This window comes from Mesorhizobium sp. YL-MeA3-2017 (assembly GCF_030814575.1).
GTDB lineage: Bacteria > Pseudomonadota > Alphaproteobacteria > Rhizobiales > Rhizobiaceae > Mesorhizobium > Mesorhizobium terrae.
This window is the reverse complement of the sequence record NZ_JAUSVH010000001.1, coordinates 2,914,889-2,937,198: the sequence shown is the minus strand read 5'-3', so window position 1 is coordinate 2,937,198 and position 22,310 is coordinate 2,914,889. Positions and strand designations below refer to the sequence as shown.

Sequence of the window (22,310 nt, the reverse complement as noted above, 5' to 3'; positions counted from 1 at the left end):
AACGGCATCCGACACAGCGACCCGCGAGGCAGAGCCTGATGGGCGCCTATATCCTGCGCCGCCTGCTGCTGATGATCCCGACGCTGTTCGGCATCATGGCGATTTCCTTCGCCGTGGTGCAGTTCGCGCCTGGCGGACCGGTCGAGCAGGTCATCGCCAAGCTGACCAACCAGGGCGGCAGCGCCAGCGACCGGCTGGGTGGCGGGGGTGGCGGCGATCTCGGCGGCACCAATTTCGACGTTGCCGGCGACGTGAGTTCGAAATACCGCGGCGCGCAGGGCCTCGATCCCGAATTCATCGCCAAGCTGGAGAAGCAGTTCGGCTTCGACAAGCCGCCGCTGGAGCGGTTCGGGCTGATGTTGTGGAACTATGCCCGCTTCGATTTCGGCGACAGCTATTTCCGCGACATTTCGGTGGTCGACCTGATCCTTGAAAAGATGCCGGTTTCGATCTCGATCGGCCTGTGGATCACCCTGCTTTCCTACCTGATCTCGATCCCGCTCGGCATCCGCAAGGCGGTGAAGGACGGCTCGCCCTTCGACACCTGGACCAGCGCCATCGTCATCATCGGCTACGCCATTCCGGGCTTCCTGTTCGGCATCCTGTTGATGATCCTGTTCGCCGGCGGCTCGTTCTGGGACTGGTTCCCGCTGCGCGGGCTGACCTCCGACAATTGGGACCAGCTGAGCTGGCCGCACCGCATCCTGGACTATTTCTGGCACCTCGCTCTGCCGCTGACGGCCATGGTGCTGTCGGCCTTCGCCACGACGACGCTTTTGACCAAGAACTCGTTTCTCGAGGAAATCCGCAAGCAGTATGTGGTGACCGCACGGGCGAAAGGCCTGTCGCAGCGACAGGTGCTTTATGGCCATGTCTTCCGCAACGCCATGCTGATCGTCATCGCCGGATTTCCAGGCGCCTTCATCTCGGCCTTCTTCTCCGGCTCACTGCTCATCGAAAACATCTTCTCGCTCGACGGGCTCGGCCTGCTCGGCTTCAAATCGGTGGTCGACCGCGACTATCCGGTCGTCTTCGCCAATCTCTACATCATGTCCCTGATCGGCCTGTTCATCAGCCTGATCTCCGATCTGACCTACACCTGGATCGATCCGCGCATCGACTTCGAGCGGAGGGACGTATGACAGCCGAACGTGCTGCCAATCCCGTCGCCGAGGTCGCACCGGTGGCGCGACCGCGCGTCTCCCCGCTCAACCAGCGCCGCTGGGCCAACTTCAAGGCCAACCGGCGCGGCTACTGGTCGTTGTGGATTTTCCTCGTCCTGTTCGTGCTGTCGCTGTTCGCCGAGTTCATCGCCAACGACAAGCCGATCATCGCCTCCTACAAGGGCGAGATCCTGTTCCCGGTGCTGGTCGCCTATCCGGAAGAGAAGTTCGGCGGTTTCTATGCCGTCACCGACTATCGCGACCCGGTCATCCGCGACGAGATCAACGCCAATGGCTGGATGATCTGGCCGCCGATCCGCTACTCCTATCGCACCGTCAACAACGCCGTGCCGGAGGCGGCGCCCGCCAAGCCTTCCTGGCAATACAGCGCCGACAAACGCTGCGTGCAATATCCGCAGAAGGCAGCCGACCCGGACTGCGTCGTCGGCAACTGGAACTGGCTCGGCACCGACGACCAGGCCCGCGACGTGCTGGCGCGCGTCATCTACGGCTTCCGCATTTCGGTGCTGTTCGGCCTGATACTGACCATCGGCTCGGCGTTGATCGGCGTCTCGGCGGGCGCCATTCAGGGCTATTTCGGCGGCTGGGTCGACCTCCTGTTCCAGCGTTTCATCGAAATCTGGTCGGCCATCCCGGTGCTCTATCTGCTGCTCATCGTGGCGGCGGTGCTGCCGCCGGGCTTCTTCATCCTGCTCGGCCTGATGCTGTTGTTCTCCTGGGTCGCCTTCGTCGGTGTCGTGCGCGCCGAATTCCTGCGCGCCCGCAACTTCGAATATGTCAACGCGGCCCGCGCGCTCGGCGTGCCGAACCACACCATCATCTTCCGCCACCTCTTGCCCAACGCCATGGTGGCGACGCTGACCTTCCTGCCTTTCATCCTCAACGGCTCGATCTCGACGCTGACGTCGCTCGATTTCCTCGGTTTCGGCCTGCCGCCCGGCTCGGCCTCGCTCGGCGAACTGCTGAAGCAAGGCCAGCGCAACCTCAACGCACCCTGGCTCGGCCTGTCCGGCTTTGTCGTCATTTCGCTGATGCTGTCGCTGCTGATCTTCATCGGCGAAGCGACCCGCGACGCCTTCGATCCGAGGAAGACGTTCAAGTGAGCGAGACCCCTCTTCTTTCCGTCCGCGACCTTTCGGTTGCCTTCCTGCAAGGCGGCAAGGTCTCGACCGCCGTCGACCACATTTCCTTCGACATCGCCAAGGGCGAAACCGTAGCGCTGGTCGGCGAATCCGGCTCCGGCAAGTCGGTTTCGGCGCTGTCGGTGCTGAAGCTTCTGCCCTATCCGCCCGCCAGCCATCCGTCGGGGCAGATCCTGTTCGGCGGCGAGGATCTGCTTTCGCTGGACGAGCGGCAGCTGCGGCGCGTGCGCGGCAACAAGATCACCATGATCTTCCAGGAGCCGATGACCTCGCTCAATCCGCTGCACACGATCGAGCGGCAGATCGGCGAGATCCTCAGAACGCACCAGGGCATGGGCGAGGCGCAGGCACGCAAGCGCACCGTGGAACTGCTCAACGAGGTCGGTATCCGCGAGCCGGAAAAACGGCTCGACGCCTATCCGCACCAGCTGTCCGGCGGCCAGCGCCAGCGCGTCATGATCGCCATGGCGCTCGGCAACGAACCGCAACTCCTGATCGCCGACGAGCCGACCACGGCGCTCGACGTGACGGTGCAGGCGCAGATCCTCGAATTGCTGGCCAGGCTCAAGCAGAAGAACGGCATGTCGATGCTGTTCATCACCCACGATCTCGGCATCGTGCGCAAGATCGCCGACCGCGTCTGCGTCATGACCAAGGGCAAGATCGTGGAGACCGGCCCGACCAGGGAAATCTTCGCCAATCCGCAGCATGCCTATACGCGGCATCTGCTTGCCGCCGAACCGAAAGGCCGGCCGCCGGTCGCCGACGAGACGGCCAAGGCGGTCATGCGCGGCAACGACATCAAGGTCTGGTTCCCGATCAAGCAGGGTTTCTTCCGCAAGACGGTCGATCACGTGAAGGCGGTGGACGGCATCGATGTCACCGTGCGCGCCGGCCAGACACTGGGCGTGGTCGGCGAATCCGGCTCCGGCAAGACGACGCTCGGCCTGGCGCTGTCGCGCATGATCTCGTCCACCGGCGCGATCCAGTTCGACGGCCGCGACATCAACAAGCTTTCGTTCGGCGCCATGCGACCGCTGCGCAGCGAATTGCAGATCGTCTTCCAGGATCCATTCGGCTCGCTCAGCCCGCGCATGTCGATAGCAGAGATCATCGAGGAAGGGCTGAAGATCCACGAGCCGAAGCTGACGCCCGACGAACGCGACACGCGTGTGGTCGACGTGTTGACCGAGGTCGGGCTCGATCCCACGACGCGCTTCCGCTATCCGCACGAATTCTCCGGCGGCCAGCGCCAGCGCGTGGCGATCGCGCGTGCCATGGTGCTGAAGCCGCGCTTCGTCATGCTGGACGAACCGACCTCGGCGCTCGACATGAGCGTGCAGGCGCAGGTTGTGGATCTGCTGCGCAGCCTGCAGGCCAAGCATAACCTCGCTTATCTGTTCATCAGCCACGATTTGAAGGTGATCCGGGCGCTCGCCAACGACGTCATTGTCATGCGCAACGGCAAGGTGGTCGAGGCTGGACCATCAGAACAAATTTTCGAGCGGCCGCAGACCGAGTATACTAAGGCCCTGATCTCGGCCGCCTTCCGCATCGAGACCGCGCCGCTCGGCGCCGTCAGCGAATAGCGGTCGGGCCTCAGCACATATTCGGGGGAAGAAGAAAGAATGCCTGTTCTGGACAAAGGCCGCATCCTGCTTTCCGTCACCGGGTTCCACCCGCAGCGCTGGCATGAGCTTCTTTCGGCCGAACGCGACGTGGTGACCGAGCCGGCCGGCAAGGACGACCCGTCGATCACCTATGCGGTGGTGTGGAAACACAAGCCGAACCTGCTTGCCGGCCTGCCCAATCTGCGCGCCATCTTTTCGATCGGCGCCGGCGTCGACCATATCTTCAACGATCCCGGCCTGCCCAACGTGCCGATCGTCAAGGTGGTGGCCGACAACCTCACCCAGTACATGACCGAATATGTGGTCTGGCGCGTTCTCGACCATCACCGCCAGGGCATGCTCTATCGCCACCAGCAACAGAAGAAGACCTGGCACGAGCCGCAACAACGGCCGGCCAACGATATTTCGGTCGGCATCATGGGGCTGGGCACGCTCGGCCGTGCGGCCGCCTCGGTGCTTTTGTCGCTGGGCTTTCGTGTCAATGGCTGGTCGCGCTCCGTGCGGCCGATGGAGGGTGTGACCACCTATGCTGGCGACAACGGGCTGATCCCCTTCCTCAACGCCACCGATATCCTGGTCGTGCTTCTGCCCTTGACGCCGACCACCCAGGGCATCGTCAACTACGGCCTGCTGAAGGAATTGCGGCGACGCAACGGGCTCGGCGGCGCCGTGCTGATCAATGCCGGCCGCGGCCGCCTGCAGAAGGATGCCGACATTCTGCGCGCGCTGGACGACGGCACCCTGAAGGAGGCAAGCCTCGACGTGTTCGAGGTGGAGCCGCTGCCCAAGACAAGCCCGCTATGGAGCCACCCGAAGGTCTATGTGACGCCGCATGCGGCCGCCACGTCGGACCCCAATCACCTGGTGCCGACCATGCTGGCTCAGATGGCAGCCGTGGAGCGCGGCGAGGCTCTGCAAAACACGGTCGACCGCGCCGCCGGCTACTAGGCTTTTCCAGCCCGGTCCGAGCCGCAGCACACCGCTTCAGACGCTGGACTTTTGGGCAGAAGCCGTCCCGATCAAGTCGTGGCCGGCTTCGGGATGCACTGACGCCGGATCAGCGAGCGGTTCATCGCATCGATCTGGGCGGAGGCCTTGTCGGATGATTGCCGCTTGGCCGACCGGATGTCCGGCAGCACTGGGCCGAGGCCGAGCGGCGTTTCAGCGAAGACCGGTTTGGCGTTCGACGTCAGCCCATTCGCCTTGGCGAGGCCATCGCGCTGCGCGATCAGTTGCTTGCATTCGACCTTGTCGTATTGCAGCGACGACTGCAGGTCGGCGTCCTGCCGCGATACCAGCGAGTAATCGCCGGCGCAGCCAGCCAGAAGCAGCAGCAGGACCAGAGCGGACGTTCTCGGCACCATCGGCGAATCTCCATCGGTAATGCCGGCAACTTCGCATGCCGGCACCATGGCCCGCAACCACGGCAACCGCAGCCTCGAAACGGCACGCTGCCCCCGCGCGAACAGCCGCGCCGCGAGCCCGATCTCAGCCGGAACTATCCGCGCAGTTCGCGCCTCAAGATCTTGCCGACATTGGTTTTCGGCAACTCGGTGCGGAACTCGATATATTTCGGCCGCTTGTAGCCGGTCAGGTTCTCGCGGCAATAGGCGAGCAGCGTCTCGACGGTCAGCCCCGGGTCCCTCTTGACGACGAACAATTTCGGCACTTCGCCCGAATGCTCGTCCGGCACGCCGATAGCGGCCACTTCCAGCACGCCAGGGTGCTGCGCCACCACGTCCTCCAGCTCGTTCGGATAGACGTTGAAGCCGGAAACCAGGATCATGTCCTTCTTGCGGTCGACGATCTTGGTGTAGCCCTTGTCGTCCATGAAGCCCATGTCGCCGGATTTGAAGAAGCCGTCGGCCGTCATCACCTTCGCGGTCTCGTCGGGACGGTTCCAGTAGCCGGCCATGACCTGCGGGCCTCTGATGCAGATCTCGCCGACCTCGCCGAAGGGCAGCGTATTGCCATCCTCGTCACGGATCGCGATTTCCGTCGACGGCAACGGCAGACCAATGGTTCCCGTGTAGTCGCCGGCGCTGAACTTGTTGGCCGTCGCCACGGGCGATGTCTCGGACAGGCCGTATCCTTCCGTGATGGCGCCGCCGGTCAACGCCTTCCAGCGATCCGCCACAGCCTTCTGCACCGCCATGCCACCGCCCAGCGTCAGGATCAGCGGCTTGAAGTCGAGCTTACGGAAATCCTCGTTGTTGAGGAGCGCGTTGAACAGCGTGTTGAGGCCCGGGAAGATGTTGAACGGGTATTTCTGCAGTTCCTTGACGAAGCCGGGAATGTCGCGCGGGTTGGGGATGAGGATGCAATGCGCGCCCATCTGCATGCCCATCATCGCGTTCACCGTCAGCGCGAAGATGTGATAGAGCGGCAGCGCGCAGATGTTGATCACCTGTGCCGGCCTCGGCTTCAAAACATAAGCGTCCTCGGTCCACAGCGCGTTCTGGGCGACATTGGCCAGGATGTTGGAGTGCAGCAGCGTCGCCCCTTTCGAGACGCCGGTGGTGCCGCCGGTATATTGCAGGAAGGCGACGTCGGAGAGCACAACCTTGACCGGCTTCAGGCTCATGCCCTGGCCGGCGCGCAGCGCGGCGCCGAAGCGCACATGCCCCGGTAGCGACCAGGCCGGCACCATCTTCTTCACCCGCCGTACGACGAAATTGACGATCGCGCCCTTGAGGCCGCCCAGCAATTCGCCCATCGACGCGACGACGACATGCTTGACCTGGGTGCGGGCGATGACCGCCTGCAAGGTGGTGGCGAAATTCTCCAGGATGACGATCGCCTCGGCGCCGGAATCCTTCAGCTGGTGCTCAAGCTCGCGCGGCGTGTAGAGCGGGTTGACGTTGACGACGATGTAACCGGCCCGCAGCACCGCCATCATCGCCACAGGATACTGCAAAACGTTCGGCATCATCAACGCGACGCGGGCCCCCGGCTTGAGGCCGAGCGATTGCAGATAAGCGCCGAACCCGGCCGAAAGCCGCTCGAGCTCGGCATAGGTCAGCGTCTTGCCCATGCAGGTGTAGGCAGGACGGCTGGCGAACTGCCGGCAGGTGTCGACCAGGAAATCGCCGATCGAAGCCGCCGGCATCGGTCCGAGTTCGGCCGGGATGTTTTTCGGGTAGCTGGCGAGCCAGGGTTTTGCCGCTTGGCCGGCGGCCAGTGCCGCGATCGCCTTTGGCAGCTCCTTCGCGCTGGCCGCGGCAGCGGTGGTCTTCGCAGGTTTGGCAGCAGGCTTCGCTGTCTTGGCAGCCTTTGCCGGAGCCTTGCCGGCGGCCTTCACCGGGGCCTTGGGCGCGGCTGTAACCTTCGCCGCATCGGTCTTTGCAGCAGCCTTCGCCTGCTGCGGTTTGGACTTCGCTGCCGCCTTCTTCGCAGGCCGTTTCGCGGCAGCGGCAACCGCCGGCGGCGCGGTCTTGGCAGGGACTGGTTTCGAGGCTGCGGTCTTGGCCGGTTTTTTCGCCGGCGCCGCCGCTTTCTTCACCGCTGGGGCCGGTTTTGCCGGAGCCGTTTCGGCCTTGGCTACGACGGCCTTTGCCGGTGCCTTCGCGGTCGAGGTTTTTGTCGGGGCCGTAACCGGCTTGGCCGGAGCGACAGGTTTCGCGGAGACGGTTTTGGCGGCCGTGGGCTTGGCTGGCGCTTTCGCCGAAGCCGCCTTCCTGGATGACTGGGCCGAAGATGCCACAGGAGCGGTCTTGGTGGACTTTGCGGACACTGCCTTGGGTGCCGTGGGCTTCGATGCCGGCTTTGCGGCGGGCGCGGCCTTACCTGCACTGGTCGCCTTGGCTGCAGTCGTCTTGGGCGGCGCTGCCTTGACGGCGGGTTTTCCCGCCGCGGCCTTCGCTTTCACCGGCGCTTTCGCTGCGGCGGCTGGCGCCTTGCTCGCTGCCTTCGTCGCACCCGTCGTCTTCGCTGCCTTCACCACGTGCTCCTCCCTGGACGATAGCTGGGCCGGCCAGGCCCCTCTTGGGTGGGGGCTTGTGCGATGCGACCGACGCCGATTGGCGCTGAAAACCCTTCTGTCGACTATGTATTGCGACAATTCATCGCCGTGCAAGTCTTGCCCCAACGGCACCCGGGCAGGATTCTGCGACGCGATGCCTATAGCCCGCTGGGCGCGTCCTTTTTTGCCCGAATGGGTCGTAGGAGGTTTTTGCACCTCAACGAAAGATACAGGCTTTCACATTCCCGTGATAAGCAAATAGCGAAACATTTATATCGCAATTTTCAAGTCTGATAGAATTTCATTCCCAAACCGGCCTGCTAGGCAGACAGGGAGTTCCAATACCACAAAAACGGTGCTTATATGCGCGCTTCGCGAGCCTATAGAGGGGCTTGGCAGAACACCAGGGAGTGCTCAATGAAAACGAAACTGACTTTTGCGGCCGCGTTGCTGGCCGCAACCGTCATTGGTGGCGTGGCGAACGCCAAGCAGTTGGTTTACTGCTCCGAAGCGTCGCCGGCAGGCTTCGATCCGTCGCCGTGGAGCGGCGGCAACGACTTCGACGCATCGTCGCGCACCATCTATTCGCGTCTGGTCGAATTCGACCATGGCAAGACCACCATCTCGCCCGGCCTCGCCGAGAGCTGGACCGTTTCCGACGACGGCAAGGAATACACCTTCAAGCTGCGCAAGGGCGTGAAGTTCCAGACCACCGATTGGTTCAAGCCGACCCGTGAACTCACCGCCGAAGACGTCAAGTTCTCCTTCGAGCGCCAGTGGAAGAAGGACAGCCCGTGGTACAGCTACCTGGCCGGCACCGGCTGGGAATACTTCGCCGGCATGGGCTTCCCGGACCTGCTCAAGGAAATCGTCGTGGTCGACGACCACACCGTCAAGTTCGTGCTGAACAAGCCGGAAGTCGCCTTCCTGCCCGACCTCGGCATGGACTTCGCCTCGATCGTGTCGAAGGAATATGCCGACCAGCTCCAGAAGGCCGGCACGCTGCAGCAGTTCTCGCAGAAGCCCGTCGGCACCGGCCCGTTCCAGTTCGTCGACTACCAGGTTGACGCGGTCATCCGCTATCAGGCCTGGGACGGCTATTTCGGCGGCCGCCAGAAGATCGACGACCTGATCTTCGCGATCACCACGGACCCGGCGGTCCGCGCACAGAAGCTGAAGGCCGGCGAGTGCGATATCATGTCCTATCCGGCCCCGGCGGACATCGCCGGCCTGAAGGCTGATACCAACCTCCACGTTGCCGAGCAGGAAGGCCTGAACATCGGCTACATGGCCTACAACACGACCGTCGCGCCGTTCGACAAGGTCGAGGTCCGCAAGGCCCTCAACATGGCCGTCAACAAGCAGGCGATCATCGACGCGGTCTATCAGGGCGCCGGCCAGGTGGCCGTCAACCCGATCCCGCCGACGATGTGGTCCTACAACAAGGACATCAAGGACGATCAGTACGATCCTGAAGCGTCCAAGAAGATGCTGGCCGAAGCAGGCGTCAAGGATCTCAAGATGAAGATCTGGGCGATGCCGGTGTCGCGTCCGTACAACCCGAACGCCCAGCGCGTCGCGGAGCTGATCCAGGCTGACTATGCCAAGGTCGGCGTCAAGGCCGAGATCGTCTCCTATGAGTGGACCGAATACCGCGAACGCGGCAAGGCCAAGGATCGTGACGGCGCCTTCCAGCTCGGCTGGACCGGCGATAACGGCGACCCGGACAACTTCCTGTTCCTGCTCGGCTGCTCGGCCATCGGCCAGTCCAACTACGCGATCTGGTGCAACAAGGAGTTCGAGGACCTGCTGCAGAAGGGCAAGGCCACCACGGACGTCGCCGAACGCACCAAGATCTATGAGAAGGCCCAGGAAGTGTTCAAGAAGGAAGCCCCGTGGCTGACGATTGCGCACTCCAAGGTGTTCATGCCGATGAACAAGAAGGTCGTCGGTTTCGCCATGGATCCGCTCGGCATCCACCGTTTCGACGGTGTTGACGTCACCGAATAAGGCTTCAAACGCTAAATAGGGAACGGCGGCGCTGGACTTTCAGCGCCGCCGTTTTATTAAGGTCCATGTTCCGCTATCTACTCCACAAACTGGCGCTCATCGTGCCAACCATCTTCGGCATCTCGCTGGCGGCCTTTGCCTTCGTAAGGCTTCTGCCCGGCGACCCGATCCTCGCTATGGCAGGCGAGCGCGGCGTAAGCCCCGAACGCTATGCAGAACTCATCGAACGCTTCGGCTTCAACCGCCCGTATGTCGTTCAGTATTTCGATTACATCGTGAACGTCCTGTCCGGCGATTTCGGCATCTCGCTCTCCACGAAGCGGCCGGTTTTCGGCGAATTCATGACGCTGTTCCCGGCGACGCTCGAACTCGCCACCGTCGCCCTCATCATCGCCATCGTGATCGGTATTCCCGCCGGCATTTTCGCCGCCGTCAAGCGCGGTTCCTGGTTCGACCAGGCCACCATGGGCGTGGCGCTGACCGGCTATTCGATGCCGATCTTCTGGTGGGGCCTGCTGCTGATCATCTTCTTCTCCGGCTATCTTGGCTGGACCCCGGTTTCCGGCCGCATCGGCCTGCAATATTTCTTCAAGCCCGTCACCGGCTTCATGCTGATCGACAGCCTGATTTCGGGCCGGCCCGGCGCATTTTCCTCGGCCGTCAGTCACCTCATCCTGCCGTCGATCGTGCTCGCCACGATCCCGCTTGCCGTCATCGCACGACAAACGCGATCAGCCATGCTCGAGGTGCTGGGCGAAGACTATGTGCGCACCGCGCGAGCCAAGGGCCTCGCGCCACGTCGCGTCATCGGCCTGCATGCCTTCCGCAACGCGCTGATCCCGGTCGTCACCACGATCGGCCTGCAGGTCGGCACGCTGATGGCCGGCGCCATCCTCACCGAGACGATCTTTTCCTGGCCAGGTATCGGCAAGTGGATGATCGACGCCATCGGCAAGCGCGACTACGTCGTCGTGCAGAGCGGGCTGCTCATCATAGCCCTCATCGTCATGGCCGTGAATCTCGTCGTTGACGTGCTCTACGCCGTCATCAACCCCCGTATCCGGGTACAATGACATGACTGATCAAACCGCAGGCGAGAACACCGCCGCCACGGTGCCCACCGGCCCCCGGCAGCGCGCACTCGCCGAATTCTGGCACTACTATTCCATGAACACCGGCGCCGTCATCGGCCTGGTGGTGTTCACCCTCCTTGTCCTGATGGCTGTCTTCGCGCCTTTGGTGGCACCACATCTGCCGGACGAACAGTTCCGCGATTCGCTGCTCACCCCGCCGGCCTGGTATGAAGGTGGCAAGTCAACGTTCCTGCTGGGCACCGACGCGGTCGGCCGCGACATCCTCTCGCGGCTGATCTATGGCGCGCGCTATTCGCTGTTCATCGGCCTTATCGTCGTCGTCTTCGCGCTGTCGTCTGGCATCGTGCTCGGCGTGCTGGCCGGTTATTTCCGCGGCTGGGTCGACGCGCTGATCATGCGCGTGATGGACATCATCCTCGCCTTCCCGTCGCTGCTTCTGGCGCTGGTGCTGGTGGCGATCCTCGGGCCCGGCCTGTTCAACGCCATGCTCGCCATCGCGCTGGTGCTGCAACCGCACTTCGCCCGCCTCACCCGCGCGGCCGTCATGGCCGAAAAGAACCGCGAATATGTCGTCTCGGCCAAGGTCGCCGGCGCCAGCCATATCAGGATGATGCTGGTGACAATCCTGCCGAACTGCGTGGCGCCGCTGATCGTGCAGGCGACGATGTCGTTCTCCAACGCCATTCTGGAAGCCGCGGCACTCGGCTTCCTCGGCATGGGCGCGCAGCCGCCGACGCCGGAATGGGGCACGATGCTGGCCTCGGCACGCGAGTTCATCCTGCGCGCGCCATGGGTCGTCACCTTCCCCGGCCTCGCAATCCTGATCACCGTGCTCGCCATCAATCTGATCGGCGACGGTCTGCGCGACGCGCTCGACCCCAAGCTGAAGAGGTCTTGAGATGGCGTTGCTGGAAATCAAGAACCTGACGGTCTCGTTCGACACATCGAGCGGACCGTTCATGGCGGTGAAGGGCATCGACCTTGCGATCGAACCGCGCGAAGTGCTGGCGATCGTCGGCGAATCCGGCTCGGGCAAGTCGGTCTCGATGCTGGCGGTGATGGGCCTGTTGCCGCCCTCGGCTACGGTCAAGGCGGACCGCATGAGCTTCAACGGCGTCGACCTGCTCGGCCTCGACGCGGCCGAGCGCCGCAAGATCGTCGGCAAGGACATCTCGATGATCTTCCAGGAGCCGATCGCCAGCCTGAACCCGTGCTTTACGGCCGGCTACCAGATCGAGGAAGTGCTGCGCGTGCATATGGGCATGGACCGCGTCCAGCGCCGCGCCCGCGCCATCGAACTCCTGACCCTGGTCGGCATTCCCGAACCGGAGGAGCGGCTCAATTCCTTCCCGCACCAGATGTCGGGCGGCCAGTGCCAGCGCATCATGATCGCCATGGCGATCGCCTGCAATCCGAAGCTTTTGATCGCCGACGAGCCGACCACCGCGCTAGACGTCACCATCCAGAAGCAGATCCTCGACCTTCTGGTCCGCCTGCAGGCCGAATACGGCATGGGGCTGATCATGATCACCCACAATATGGGCGTGGTCGCCGAAACGGCGGACCGCGTCATCGTGCAATACAAGGGCACGAAGATGGAAGAGGCCGACGTGTTGTCGCTGTTCGAAAACCCGAAGAGCAACTACACGCGCGCGCTGCTTTCGGCGCTGCCGGACAATGCCACCGGCGACCGGCTGCCGACCGTCTCCGACATGCTCTTCGAGCCCGCTATTTCGGGAGCCGCCTCATGACCGTCGTCGTCGAAGGAAAGACCATCAAGCGCGACTACCATGTCGGTGGCGGCATGTTCCGGCCGGCCCGCACCGTGCATGCGGTCAAGGGCGTGTCGTTCTCGGTCGAGAAGGGCAAGACGCTGGCCATCGTCGGCGAATCCGGCTGCGGCAAGTCCACGCTGGCACGCATCATCACGCTGATCGACGCGCCGACCGCCGGCGAGCTGTTCATCGACGGCAACAAGGTCGACATCGCCAAGGACGGCCTGTCCAAGGAGATGCGCCGCAAGGTGCAGATCGTGTTCCAGAACCCCTACGGGTCGCTCAACCCGCGCCAGAAGATCGGCGATATCCTGGGCGAACCGCTGGTCATCAACACCGACGTTCCGGCTTCCGAACGGCGCGACCGCGCCATGGCGATGCTGAAGAAGGTCGGCCTCGGCCCCGAGCACTACAACCGCTACCCGCACATGTTCTCGGGCGGCCAGCGCCAGCGCATCGCGATCGCGCGCGCGCTGATGCTGAATCCGAGCCTGCTGGTGCTGGACGAGCCGGTCTCCGCGCTCGATCTTTCGGTGCAGGCGCAAGTGCTCAATCTGCTCGCCGACCTGCAGGACGAATTCCAGCTGACCTATGTCTTCATCAGCCACGATCTGTCGGTGGTGCGCTACATCGCCGACGATGTCATGGTGATGTATTTCGGCGAGGCGGTCGAATACGGCTCGCGCGAAGAGGTCTTCGCCAACCCTCAGCACAGCTACACCAAGACGCTGTTCGCCGCGACGCCGCGTGCCGATGTCGAAAGCATCAAGGCAAGGTTGGCTCGCAAGAAGGCGGCCTGAGGGCCGCTCTTCGTGCTTGCGCGACCGGACACCGTGAACCGCGTCGGCCTGCGCGCCGTCGCGGCTGACATGCGGTCGTCGTCCCCATGATTGCAGCCACCTTACCTGATCTTCCCGTCACCGCGGTGCTGCCGGCGCTGGCCGACGCGCTCGCCGGCAAAAACAGTGCCGTGCTGGTGGCGCCGCCCGGCGCCGGCAAGACGACGCTGGTGCCGCTTGCCCTGCTCGACGCGCCCTGGCTCGGTTCCGGCAAGATCGTGCTTCTGGAGCCGCGGCGGCTCGCCGCGCGCGCTGCGGCCAGGCGCATGGCCGCCCTGCTTGGCGAAGAGCCCGGCGGCACGGTCGGCTATGCCATGCGCATGGAGAACCGTACCTCGGCCAGGACACGCATCCTCGTCGTCACGGAAGGTGTTCTGGCCCGCATGATCCTCGACGACCCGGAGCTGCCGGGTGTCTCGGCGGTGATCTTCGACGAATTCCACGAGCGCTCGCTGGACGGCGATTTCGGGCTGGCGCTGGCACTCGACGTGCAGGGCGCGCTGCGGGCGGACCTGCGCCTTCTGGTGATGTCGGCGACGCTGGACGGCGCGCGCGTCGCCAGGCTCCTGTCCGGTGCCCCGGTGATCGAAAGCGAGGGCCGCAGTTTCCCGGTCGATATCCGCTATCAGGAGCGCGCCGGCGGCGTGCCCATCGAGGAGGCGACGGTTAAAGCCATCCGCGCGGCGCTCGCCGACGAGACCGGCAGCGTGCTTGCCTTCCTGCCCGGACAACGCGAGATCGAACGCACGGCCGAGCAACTCGCCGGCCGCGTCGGCGCGGACACCGACGTCGTGCCGCTTTACGGCCAGCTCGACGGCAAGGCACAGGACGCCGCTATTCGCCCGGCGGCAGAAGGGCGGCGCAAAGTGGTGTTGGCCACCGCTATCGCGGAAACCTCGATCACCATCGACGGCGTGCGCGTCGTCATCGATTCCGGCCTGTCACGACTGCCGAAATACGAACCGGCCAGCGGCCTGACCCGGCTGGAGACGGTGCGCGCCTCGCGCGCCTCGGCCGACCAGCGCGCCGGTCGCGCCGGCCGTACCCAGCCGGGCGTCGCCATCCGCTTGTGGCGGGCCGAGCAGACCGCGGCGCTGCCAGCCTTCACGCCGCCGGAAATCCTCGAAGCGGACCTCTCGGGGCTGATGCTGGACTGCGCCGCATTCGGTGTCGCCGATCCCGCCAGCCTCGCCTTTCTGGACACGCCGCCGGCCCCGGCACTGGCCGAGGCGCGCGCGCTGCTCAAGGCACTGCATGCCATCGATGACAGCGGGCGGCTGACGCAATCCGGTGCCGCCATGCGCAAGCTGGCACTGCCGGTCCGACTCGCCCACATGGTTGCCGAGGCGGGTCCTGGCCGCGCGCAGGATGCGGCCCGGCTCGCCGTCCTGCTCACGGAACGCGGTCTGGGCGGTGACAGCGCCGATCTCGAACGGCGGCTGATGCGCTTCGCCTCGGATCGTTCGCCACGCGCCAATGCGGCGCGCCAGCTGGCGGATCGACTGGCGCGCACGGTCTCGTCGGCCGGACACGAAGCCGGCACGGCCGGCGCCCTGCTTATCAACGCCTGGCCCGACCGCGTCGCCAAGGCGCGCGGCGAGCGTGGCCGCTTCGTGCTCGCCAATGGTTCCGGCGCGATGCTCGACGGTGCCGACCCGCTCGCCGGAGAACCCTTCCTCGTCGTGGCCGACCTGCAGGGCAAGGCGCAGAATGCACGCATCACCGCGGCGGCAGCAGCCAGCGAGACGGAAATCCGCGACGCGCTCGCCGACCGCGTCGAGAGCCGGCGCGAAACCAGCTTCGACCGCGACAGGCGCGTGGTGCGCGTGCGCGAGACGGTTCGGCTCGGCGCCATCGTGTTGGCGGAGCGGATGCTGCCGGCCCCGTCCGGCGCCGACGCCGACCGCGCCATTCTCGATGCCCTGCGCGAACACGGGTTGACGCTGCTGCCCTGGAACAAGGAAGCGGAGACCATGCGCAACCGCCTCGCCTGGCTGCACCGCGGCCTTGGCGCGCCCTGGCCGGAGATGAGCGAGGCGGCGCTGATCGAAAGACTGGACGACTGGCTGGCCCCCTTCCTCACCGGCAAGGCTTCATTCGATGCGATTTCAGGTGCGGCGCTGATCGACGGATTGACCAGCCTGGTGCCGCACGACCTGCAGCGCCGGATCGATGCGCTGGCGCCGACCCATTTCGACGCGCCCTCCGGCAGCCGTGTTCCCATTCGCTACGATGGCGAGGCGCCGGTGCTGGCGATCCGCGTGCAGGAACTTTTCGGCCTCGGCCGTCATCCTTCGATCGCCAACGACACGGTGCCGTTGACGCTGGAACTGTTGTCGCCGGCACACCGGCCGATCCAGACGACCAGGGATCTGCCCGGTTTCTGGCGCGGTTCCTGGGCCGATGTGCGTTCGGACATGCGCGGCCGCTACCCCAGGCATGTCTGGCCGGAAAACCCGCTCGAGGCAGCCGCCACCAGCCGCGCCAAGCCACGCGGCACCTGAACGACCGCTCCGAACTGGCGCCGTCCCCGCCCGCGCGATAGAAGGCATGATGATCAGTTTCCAGCGCTCCCCCGACTTCCAACCCACCGAACGCCTGCGGCTCAACACGCTGATCAGGCTGCGCTGGCTGGCCATCGTCGGCCAGAGCATCACCGTGCTGGTCGTCGCCTATGCGCTGAATTTTCCGCTGCCGGTCAGCTATTGCTTCACGCTGATCGCCTGCTCGGCCTGGATGAACCTGTTCCTGGCCTTCCGCTACCCGGCGGCGCACCGGCTGACACCGCCCGCCGCGTTCGGCATCCTGGTCTTCGACGGGTTCCAGCTCACCGGCCTGCTCTACCTCACCGGCGGCCTGACCAACCCGTTCGCGCTCCTGCTCACCGTCCCGGTCGTCATCTCCGCCACCTCGCTGCCGCTCAAGCTCACCGCCCTGCTCAGCGTGCTGGTGATGGCGGCGGCAACCTTGCTGGTCTTCATCCACGAACCGCTGCCCTGGCATGAAAACAGCACGCTGGTCATGCCCTTCGTCTATGTCGCCGGCGTCTGGGTGGCGGTGGTGTGTTCCATCGCCTTCACCGCCATCTACGCTTTCCGCGTCGCTAAAGAAGCCCGCCAGCTCGCCAACGCGCTTGCCGCCACTGAACTGGTGCTGCAGCGCGAACAGCACCTTTCGGCGCTGGATGGGCTGGCGGCCGCAGCCGCCCACGAACTCGGCACGCCGCTCGCCACCATCACTCTGGTCGCGCGCGAGCTGCAGAAGACGCTGGGCAAGGATCCTAAATACGGTGAGGACGTCTCGCTGCTGCGCACGCAGAGCGAACGCTGCCGCGAGATTCTCAAACGCCTGACCAGCCTTTCCTCCGAGGGCGAACCGCAGCTGGCGCAATTGCCGCTGACCTCGCTGGTCGAGGAAGTGGTTGCCCCGCATCGCGACTTCGGCATCACCATCACGCTGCACCCCGGCGAATGCATCGGCCCCGAACCGGTCGGCCGGCGCAATCCCGGCGTGATCTACGGGCTCGGCAATCTGGTCGAGAACGCCGTCGATTTCGCCCGCTCTTCGATCACCGTGCGCTGGGCCTGGAACGATCAGCGCGTGGCGGTGTCGATCACTGACGACGGGCCGGGCTTCCCGCCCGAGATCATCGACCGGATCGGCGAGCCCTATATGTCGACCAGGCAGGGCGCGGAGCGCGGCGGCGGGCTGGGTCTCGGCCTGTTCATCGCCAAGACGCTGATCGAACGCTCGGGCGCGGTCATCGATTTCCGCAACTCGGGTGGTCCCGGCGAGGGCGCGCTGGTCAGCATCGACTGGCCGCGCGAGGTGTTCGTCAACGCCGAGACCATGATTCCGATCGGTTTCGATGCGGCGGAATAGCGCAGAAACGCCACAAATCGTGGCGAAAACCTGCTCAAAATTGGACAATTCGGGCGCAATCGCTATATCTGGGCCAAAAGCCAAGAAGAAGGACAAAACAGATCATGAGCGTTGAAGATGCCCATGGCGGCATGGTGACGGGCGACGACATATCCCTGCTGATCGTCGAGGACGACAAGCCGTTTCTCACCCGTCTCGCCCGCGCCATGGAAGGCCGCGGTTTCCAGGTCGATACCGCCGAAAGCGTCGAGGAAGCCCTCGTCAAGGCACGCGCGCATCCACCGGCCTATGCGGTGGTGGACATGCGGCTCGGCGACGGCAGCGGGCTCGACGTAGTCGCAGCCATCCGGGAAAAGCGGGCCGACGCGCGCGCCATCATCCTGACCGGCTACGGCAACATCGCCACGGCGGTGACGGCGGTGAAGCTCGGCGCAGTCGACTATCTGTCGAAACCCGCCGATGCCGACGACATCTTCGCGGCCCTGACCCGTAGCGGCAGCGAGCGCGCCGCCCCGCCCGAGAACCCGATGTCGGCGGATCGCGTGCGCTGGGAACACATCCAGCGTGTCTATGAAATGTGCGAGCGCAACGTCTCGGAAACCGCCCGGCGGCTCAACATGCACCGCCGCACGCTGCAGCGCATCCTGGCCAAGCGCGCGCCGCGCTGATCGGCCGGAAAAACACGCGAAAACCGGACTTTATGGTCGCAGCCTGCCCGGCCTTGCTTGCCGGGCGCGGCCGCGTTCGGCATGATCGCCCCTGAACGGCAACGATGGCAGGAGCAGACATGGCGAATGACAACCGGCGATCGGTTTCGGTCTTCCGCGAGTTTCTCGATGGCGAAGCCGCCGGCGGCATCATCCTCATCGCGGCTGCCGCGCTTGCGTTGATCGTCGCCAATTCGCCGCTGGCCGAAACCTATTTCGCCGCGCTGCACGCCTATCTCGGTCCGCTCAGCCTGCTGCACTGGATCAACGATGCGCTGATGGCCGTCTTCTTCCTACTCGTCGGGCTGGAGATCAAACGCGAGGTGCTTGACGGGCAGCTCTCCACCTGGCCGCGCCGCATGCTGCCGGGCATCGCGGCGGCCGGCGGCATGGCGGTGCCGGCTCTGGTCTATGTCGCCATCAACCGCGACAACGCCGCCGCCCTTCCCGGCTGGGCGATCCCGACCGCCACCGACATCGCCTTCGCGCTCGGCGTGTTGTCGCTACTCGGCAACCGCGTGCCGGCGTCGCTGAAGGTATTCCTGACCGCACTCGCCATCATCGATGACCTTGGCGCGGTCGTCATCATCGCGCTGTTCTATACGAGCGGCCTGTCGTTCATTTATCTCGCGGCGGCGCTGGCCGTCATTGTCGTCCTTGTCGTGCTCAACCGCATGGGCGTGCTGTCGCTGATACCCTATCTGGTGCTCGGCGTCGTGCTGTGGGTCCTGGTGCTGAAATCGGGCGTGCATGCGACGCTGGCAGGCGTGGCACTGGCGCTGACCATCCCGCTCAAGGCGACACCCGGCATTGCCCACGATCTGGAGCATTCGCCGCTGCACCAGCTGGAACACGCGCTGCACCGCTTCGTGCCGCTGATCATCATCCCCATTTTCGGCTTCGCCAATGCCGGCGTCTCATTGGCTGGCCTGACACCGGCCGCGCTGGTCGAACCGCTGACGCTCGGCGTCGCGGCGGGGCTTGTCCTCGGCAAGCTGGTGGGGGTGCTCGGCGCGTCGGCCTTGGCCATCAAGCTCGGCCTCGCCGATCTGCCGATGCGCGCCGGCTGGATGCACATGACCGGCATTGCGCTGCTATGCGGCATCGGCTTCACGATGAGCCTGTTCATCGGCCTGCTCGCCTTCGCCAACAGTCCCGAGCTGCAGGATGCGGTCAAGGTCGGCATCCTGGCCGGCTCGCTGATCGCGGCACTTGGCGGCGCGGCGCTGCTGATGGCCGCGCCCAGCGTCGCCGATCACGGCGAGGACGAATAAACCAGGTCCGAATGAAAAAGGCCGGGGTGTCCTATTGGAAACGCCGGCCTTTTGTTTTGAAATCGGTTCGTGCGGCGACCACCCGCACGGGCAGGCCGCCATGATCCTCAGGCTGGAGCGGTCTCCAGAAGCACGGCGACCAGCATGCCGGCGGCCATCAGCGCCAGGATCACCTTTTTCATCATGTTCATGCGAATCTCCTTTTTGCCGTCCCTAAGTGGGGCCTGCGGCGCCGCTCGTCCAGAGGTACCGGCGCCACAGCCTAGAGTTTCAAGCAACTCAGCCTAAAGTTTCAAGCCGCGCAGCCTGAGCGAGTTGGCGATGACCGACACCGAGGAAAGGCTCATGGCGGCGGCGGCCAGCATCGGCGACAGCAGCGCACCGAACACCGGATAGAGCACGCCCGCCGCCACCGGCACGCCAGCGACATTGTAGAGGAAGGCGAAGAACAGGTTCTGGCGGATGTTGGACAAAGTCGCCTTGGCCAGCCGCCGCGCCCTGACGATGCCGGTCAGATCGCCCTTCACCAGCGTGATGCCGGCGCTTTCCATCGCCACGTCGGCGCCGGTGCCCATGGCGATGCCGACATCGGCGACGGCAAGCGCCGGAGCATCGTTGACGCCGTCGCCGGCCATGGCGACGACGCCGCCACGGCCGCGCAATTCCTCGATCAGCGCGCTCTTGTGCTCCGGCAGAAGGTTTGCCCGCACCTGGTCGATGCCGAGCCGCTTGGCAATGGCCTTGGCGGTGCGTTCATTGTCGCCGGTGGCCATGACGACGGTGATGTTTTCGTCATGGAGAGCGCGGATCGCCTCGGCCGCCGTGGCCTTGATCGGATCGGCGACGGCGACGAGACCGGCCAGCTTGCCGTCAACCGCCACATACATCGCGGTCTTGCCGTCGTTCTGGAGCGAGCCGGCACGATCGGCGAGAGCGGCGGCATCAAGGCCGAGCCCAGCCATCATGGCGGGGTTGCCGAGCGCCACCTTGCGACCGGCCACCGTGCCGGAGACACCCTTACCGGTGACGGCCTCGAAGTCGCCGGCATCCACCACTTTCAGCCCACGCTCCTCGGCGCCATCAACGATGGCTTCGGCCAACGGATGCTCCGACCCTTTCTCCAGGGCGGCAGCCAGCGCCAGCAGCTCGTTTTCGTCGATGCCGCCGGTGGCGATCACGTCGGTCAGCTTCGGCTTGCCCTCGGTCAGCGTGCCGGTCTTGTCGACCACCAGCGTGTTGACGGCGGCGAAGCGTTCGAGCGCCGCCGCGTCCTTCACCAGCACGCCGGCATGCGCGCCGCGCCCGGTGGCGGTCATGATCGACATCGGCGTGGCCAGCCCCAGCGCACACGGACAGGCGATGATCAGCACCGACACTGCGGCGACGGTGGCGAACACCAGGCTGGGCTGCGGCCCGAACACCGCCCAGGCGATGAAGGCGAGGATGGCGATCAGCACCACCGTCGGCACGAAATAGAAAGAGACGCGGTCGGCAAGGCTCTGGATCGGAGCACGGCTGCGCTGCGCCTTGGCGACCAGGTCGACGATGCGCGCCAGCGTCGTCTCCGAGCCGACCTTCTCGGCATACATGATGAGCGTACCGTTCTTGTTGAGCGTACCGCCGGTGAGCGCATCGCCCTCGACCTTTTCGACCGGCACCGGTTCGCCGGTGATCATCGATTCGTCGATGGAGGAGCGACCTTCGAGCACGATGCCGTCCACCGGCACCGCTTCGCCCGGCCGCACGCGCAGCTTGTCGCCAGCCTTGACCTGATCGAGCGGCACGTCGTTCTCGGAACCGTCGTCGCCGATCAATCGCGCGGTCTTGGGCGCGAGGTCAAGCAAGGCGCGGATCGCTGAGCCGGTCTTTTCACGGGCGCGCAGTTCCAGCACCTGGCCAAGGAAGACCAGCGCGATGATGACGGCCGCCGCCTCGAAATAGACCGGCACGGCGTCACCATGACCGCGGAACTCGTGCGGGAACACGTTGGGGAACAGCGTGGCGAAGACGCTGAAGAGATAGGCGGCACCGACGCCGAGCGAAATCAGCGTCCACATGTTGGGGCTGCGGTTGACGACGGAAGCCCAGCCGCGCTCGAAGAAGGGCAGCGCCGCCCACAGCACGACCGGCGTGGCGAGCACCAGCTCGACCCAGACGGCGGCGCGCTCGCCCAGCCATTCGCGCAGGAATGGCAGGCCGATCATCGGTCCCATGGTGATGACAAGCAGCGGTACGGACAGGACGGCGCTGATCCAGAACCGCCGGGTGAAATCGATCAGCTCCGGGTTCGGTCCATCCTCGCCGGTCGGCACCAGCGGTTCCAGCGCCATGCCGCAGATCGGGCAGGAGCCCGGCTTGTCGCGGATGATCTCGGGATGCATCGGGCAGGTGTATTGCGTGCCCTTGGGCAAGGGTGCCGGCGCCGGGCGATCGCCCAGATAGGCCTTGGGATCAGCCTCGAATTTCTTCTGGCAGCTTTCCGAACAGAAGTAATATTTCTCGCCCTCGTGGCGCAGGAAATGCTTGGCGCTGGCGCGATCCACATCCATGCCGCAGACCGGGTCCTTGGCGGTCAGGAACAGCTCCGGATGCGCCTCGAACTTGCCGCGACAACCCTCGGAACAGAAATGGAAGAGGCGGCCGCCATGCTCGAAGGTCGACTTGCCGGCAACGGGATTGACCTCCATGCCGCAGACCGGATCGCGCACGACAGCTGCACCGGCCAGCTTGGCGCCATGGCCGGAACAGCAGGAACCATCCTTGGCGTGCGCGTGGTGGCTATGATCGTGGTGTGTCTGCGTCATCAAAGAA

The 22,310-nt window shown here is 64.9% G+C and carries 17 protein-coding genes; 14 read left to right on the top strand and 3 right to left on the bottom strand.

Going from position 1 to position 22,310, the window contains the following annotated elements:
* Window positions 1-38 precede the first annotated feature (38 nt).
* Genes QFZ88_RS14100 through QFZ88_RS14085 form a run of 4 tightly spaced genes read left to right on the top strand, consistent with a single transcriptional unit; the run spans window position 39 to window position 4,905 of the window.
* The gene (locus QFZ88_RS14100; RefSeq protein ID WP_024923357.1) at window positions 39-1,142 is read left to right on the top strand and encodes a microcin C ABC transporter permease YejB; all 1,104 of its coding nucleotides are present in this window, start codon (window positions 39-41) and stop codon (window positions 1,140-1,142) included.
* Window positions 1,139-2,287, top strand: a complete 1,149-nt coding sequence (locus QFZ88_RS14095; RefSeq protein WP_024923356.1) for an ABC transporter permease — start codon at window positions 1,139-1,141, stop codon at window positions 2,285-2,287. Before QFZ88_RS14100 ends, QFZ88_RS14095 begins: the two co-directional genes overlap by 4 nt.
* Window positions 2,284-3,915: an ABC transporter ATP-binding protein gene (locus tag QFZ88_RS14090; protein ID WP_024923355.1), complete on the top strand. Its 1,632-nt coding sequence runs from the start codon at window positions 2,284-2,286 to the stop codon at window positions 3,913-3,915. Before QFZ88_RS14095 ends, QFZ88_RS14090 begins: the two co-directional genes overlap by 4 nt.
* A 48-nt stretch (window positions 3,916-3,963) precedes the next feature.
* Complete coding sequence (locus tag QFZ88_RS14085) at window positions 3,964-4,905, top strand: 2-hydroxyacid dehydrogenase (RefSeq protein ID WP_024923354.1); 942 nt, start codon at window positions 3,964-3,966, stop codon at window positions 4,903-4,905.
* A 71-nt stretch (window positions 4,906-4,976) separates the two neighbouring features.
* Here QFZ88_RS14085 and QFZ88_RS14080 read toward each other — a convergent pair whose 3' ends face one another.
* Both QFZ88_RS14080 and QFZ88_RS14075 read right to left on the bottom strand, forming a co-directional pair.
* Window positions 4,977-5,321, bottom strand: a complete 345-nt coding sequence (locus tag QFZ88_RS14080; protein WP_024923353.1) for a hypothetical protein — start codon at window positions 5,319-5,321, stop codon at window positions 4,977-4,979.
* 134 nt (window positions 5,322-5,455) lie between these two features.
* Window positions 5,456-7,159 carry a long-chain fatty acid--CoA ligase gene (locus QFZ88_RS14075; protein ID WP_024923352.1) on the bottom strand — a complete coding sequence of 568 codons (1,704 nt, stop codon included), beginning with the start codon at window positions 7,157-7,159 and terminating at the stop codon, window positions 5,456-5,458.
* Window positions 7,160-7,220: 61 nt separating this feature from the next.
* Between QFZ88_RS14075 and QFZ88_RS14070 the strand changes: the two genes are divergently transcribed.
* The 10 genes from QFZ88_RS14070 (at window position 7,221) to nhaA (ending at window position 19,499) form a co-directional block, all read left to right on the top strand.
* On the top strand, window positions 7,221-8,180 hold the full coding sequence (locus QFZ88_RS14070) for a hypothetical protein (protein WP_024923351.1): 960 nt from the start codon (window positions 7,221-7,223) through the stop codon (window positions 8,178-8,180).
* A gap of 155 nt (window positions 8,181-8,335) precedes the next feature.
* The gene (locus QFZ88_RS14065) at window positions 8,336-9,928 is read left to right on the top strand and encodes an ABC transporter substrate-binding protein (RefSeq protein ID WP_024923350.1); all 1,593 of its coding nucleotides are present in this window, start codon (window positions 8,336-8,338) and stop codon (window positions 9,926-9,928) included.
* A 65-nt stretch (window positions 9,929-9,993) separates the two neighbouring features.
* Entirely contained in the window at window positions 9,994-11,001 is a 1,008-nt protein-coding gene (locus tag QFZ88_RS14060; protein WP_024923349.1) for an ABC transporter permease subunit, read from the top strand.
* A 1-nt stretch (window position 11,002) separates the two neighbouring features.
* On the top strand, window positions 11,003-11,920 hold the full coding sequence (locus QFZ88_RS14055; RefSeq protein ID WP_024923348.1) for an ABC transporter permease subunit: 918 nt from the start codon (window positions 11,003-11,005) through the stop codon (window positions 11,918-11,920).
* A 1-nt stretch (window position 11,921) separates the two neighbouring features.
* A complete protein-coding gene (locus tag QFZ88_RS14050) occupies window positions 11,922-12,773 on the top strand; it encodes an ABC transporter ATP-binding protein (protein ID WP_024923347.1) in 852 nt (283 codons plus the stop codon).
* A complete protein-coding gene (locus tag QFZ88_RS14045) occupies window positions 12,770-13,597 on the top strand; it encodes a dipeptide ABC transporter ATP-binding protein (RefSeq protein ID WP_024923346.1) in 828 nt (275 codons plus the stop codon). Before QFZ88_RS14050 ends, QFZ88_RS14045 begins: the two co-directional genes overlap by 4 nt.
* Before the next feature lie 86 nt (window positions 13,598-13,683).
* A complete protein-coding gene (hrpB, locus tag QFZ88_RS14040) occupies window positions 13,684-16,140 on the top strand; it encodes an ATP-dependent helicase HrpB (RefSeq protein ID WP_024923345.1) in 2,457 nt (818 codons plus the stop codon).
* Between the two features lie 49 nt (window positions 16,141-16,189).
* Window positions 16,190-17,518 (top strand): ActS/PrrB/RegB family redox-sensitive histidine kinase, encoded by a 1,329-nt coding sequence (locus QFZ88_RS14035; RefSeq protein ID WP_024923344.1) that lies wholly within the window; start codon window positions 16,190-16,192, stop codon window positions 17,516-17,518.
* A 104-nt stretch (window positions 17,519-17,622) separates the two neighbouring features.
* On the top strand, window positions 17,623-18,186 hold the full coding sequence (locus tag QFZ88_RS14030) for an ActR/PrrA/RegA family redox response regulator transcription factor (RefSeq protein WP_024923343.1): 564 nt from the start codon (window positions 17,623-17,625) through the stop codon (window positions 18,184-18,186).
* A 119-nt stretch (window positions 18,187-18,305) separates the two neighbouring features.
* Window positions 18,306-19,499, top strand: coding sequence for a Na+/H+ antiporter NhaA (gene nhaA, locus QFZ88_RS14025; protein ID WP_024923342.1), 1,194 nt, complete (start codon window positions 18,306-18,308; stop codon window positions 19,497-19,499).
* A 284-nt stretch (window positions 19,500-19,783) separates the two neighbouring features.
* On the opposite strand, the gene QFZ88_RS14020 is transcribed toward nhaA, so the two are convergent.
* Window positions 19,784-22,303 carry a heavy metal translocating P-type ATPase gene (locus tag QFZ88_RS14020; protein ID WP_024923341.1) on the bottom strand — a complete coding sequence of 840 codons (2,520 nt, stop codon included), beginning with the start codon at window positions 22,301-22,303 and terminating at the stop codon, window positions 19,784-19,786.
* Window positions 22,304-22,310 lie beyond the last annotated feature (7 nt).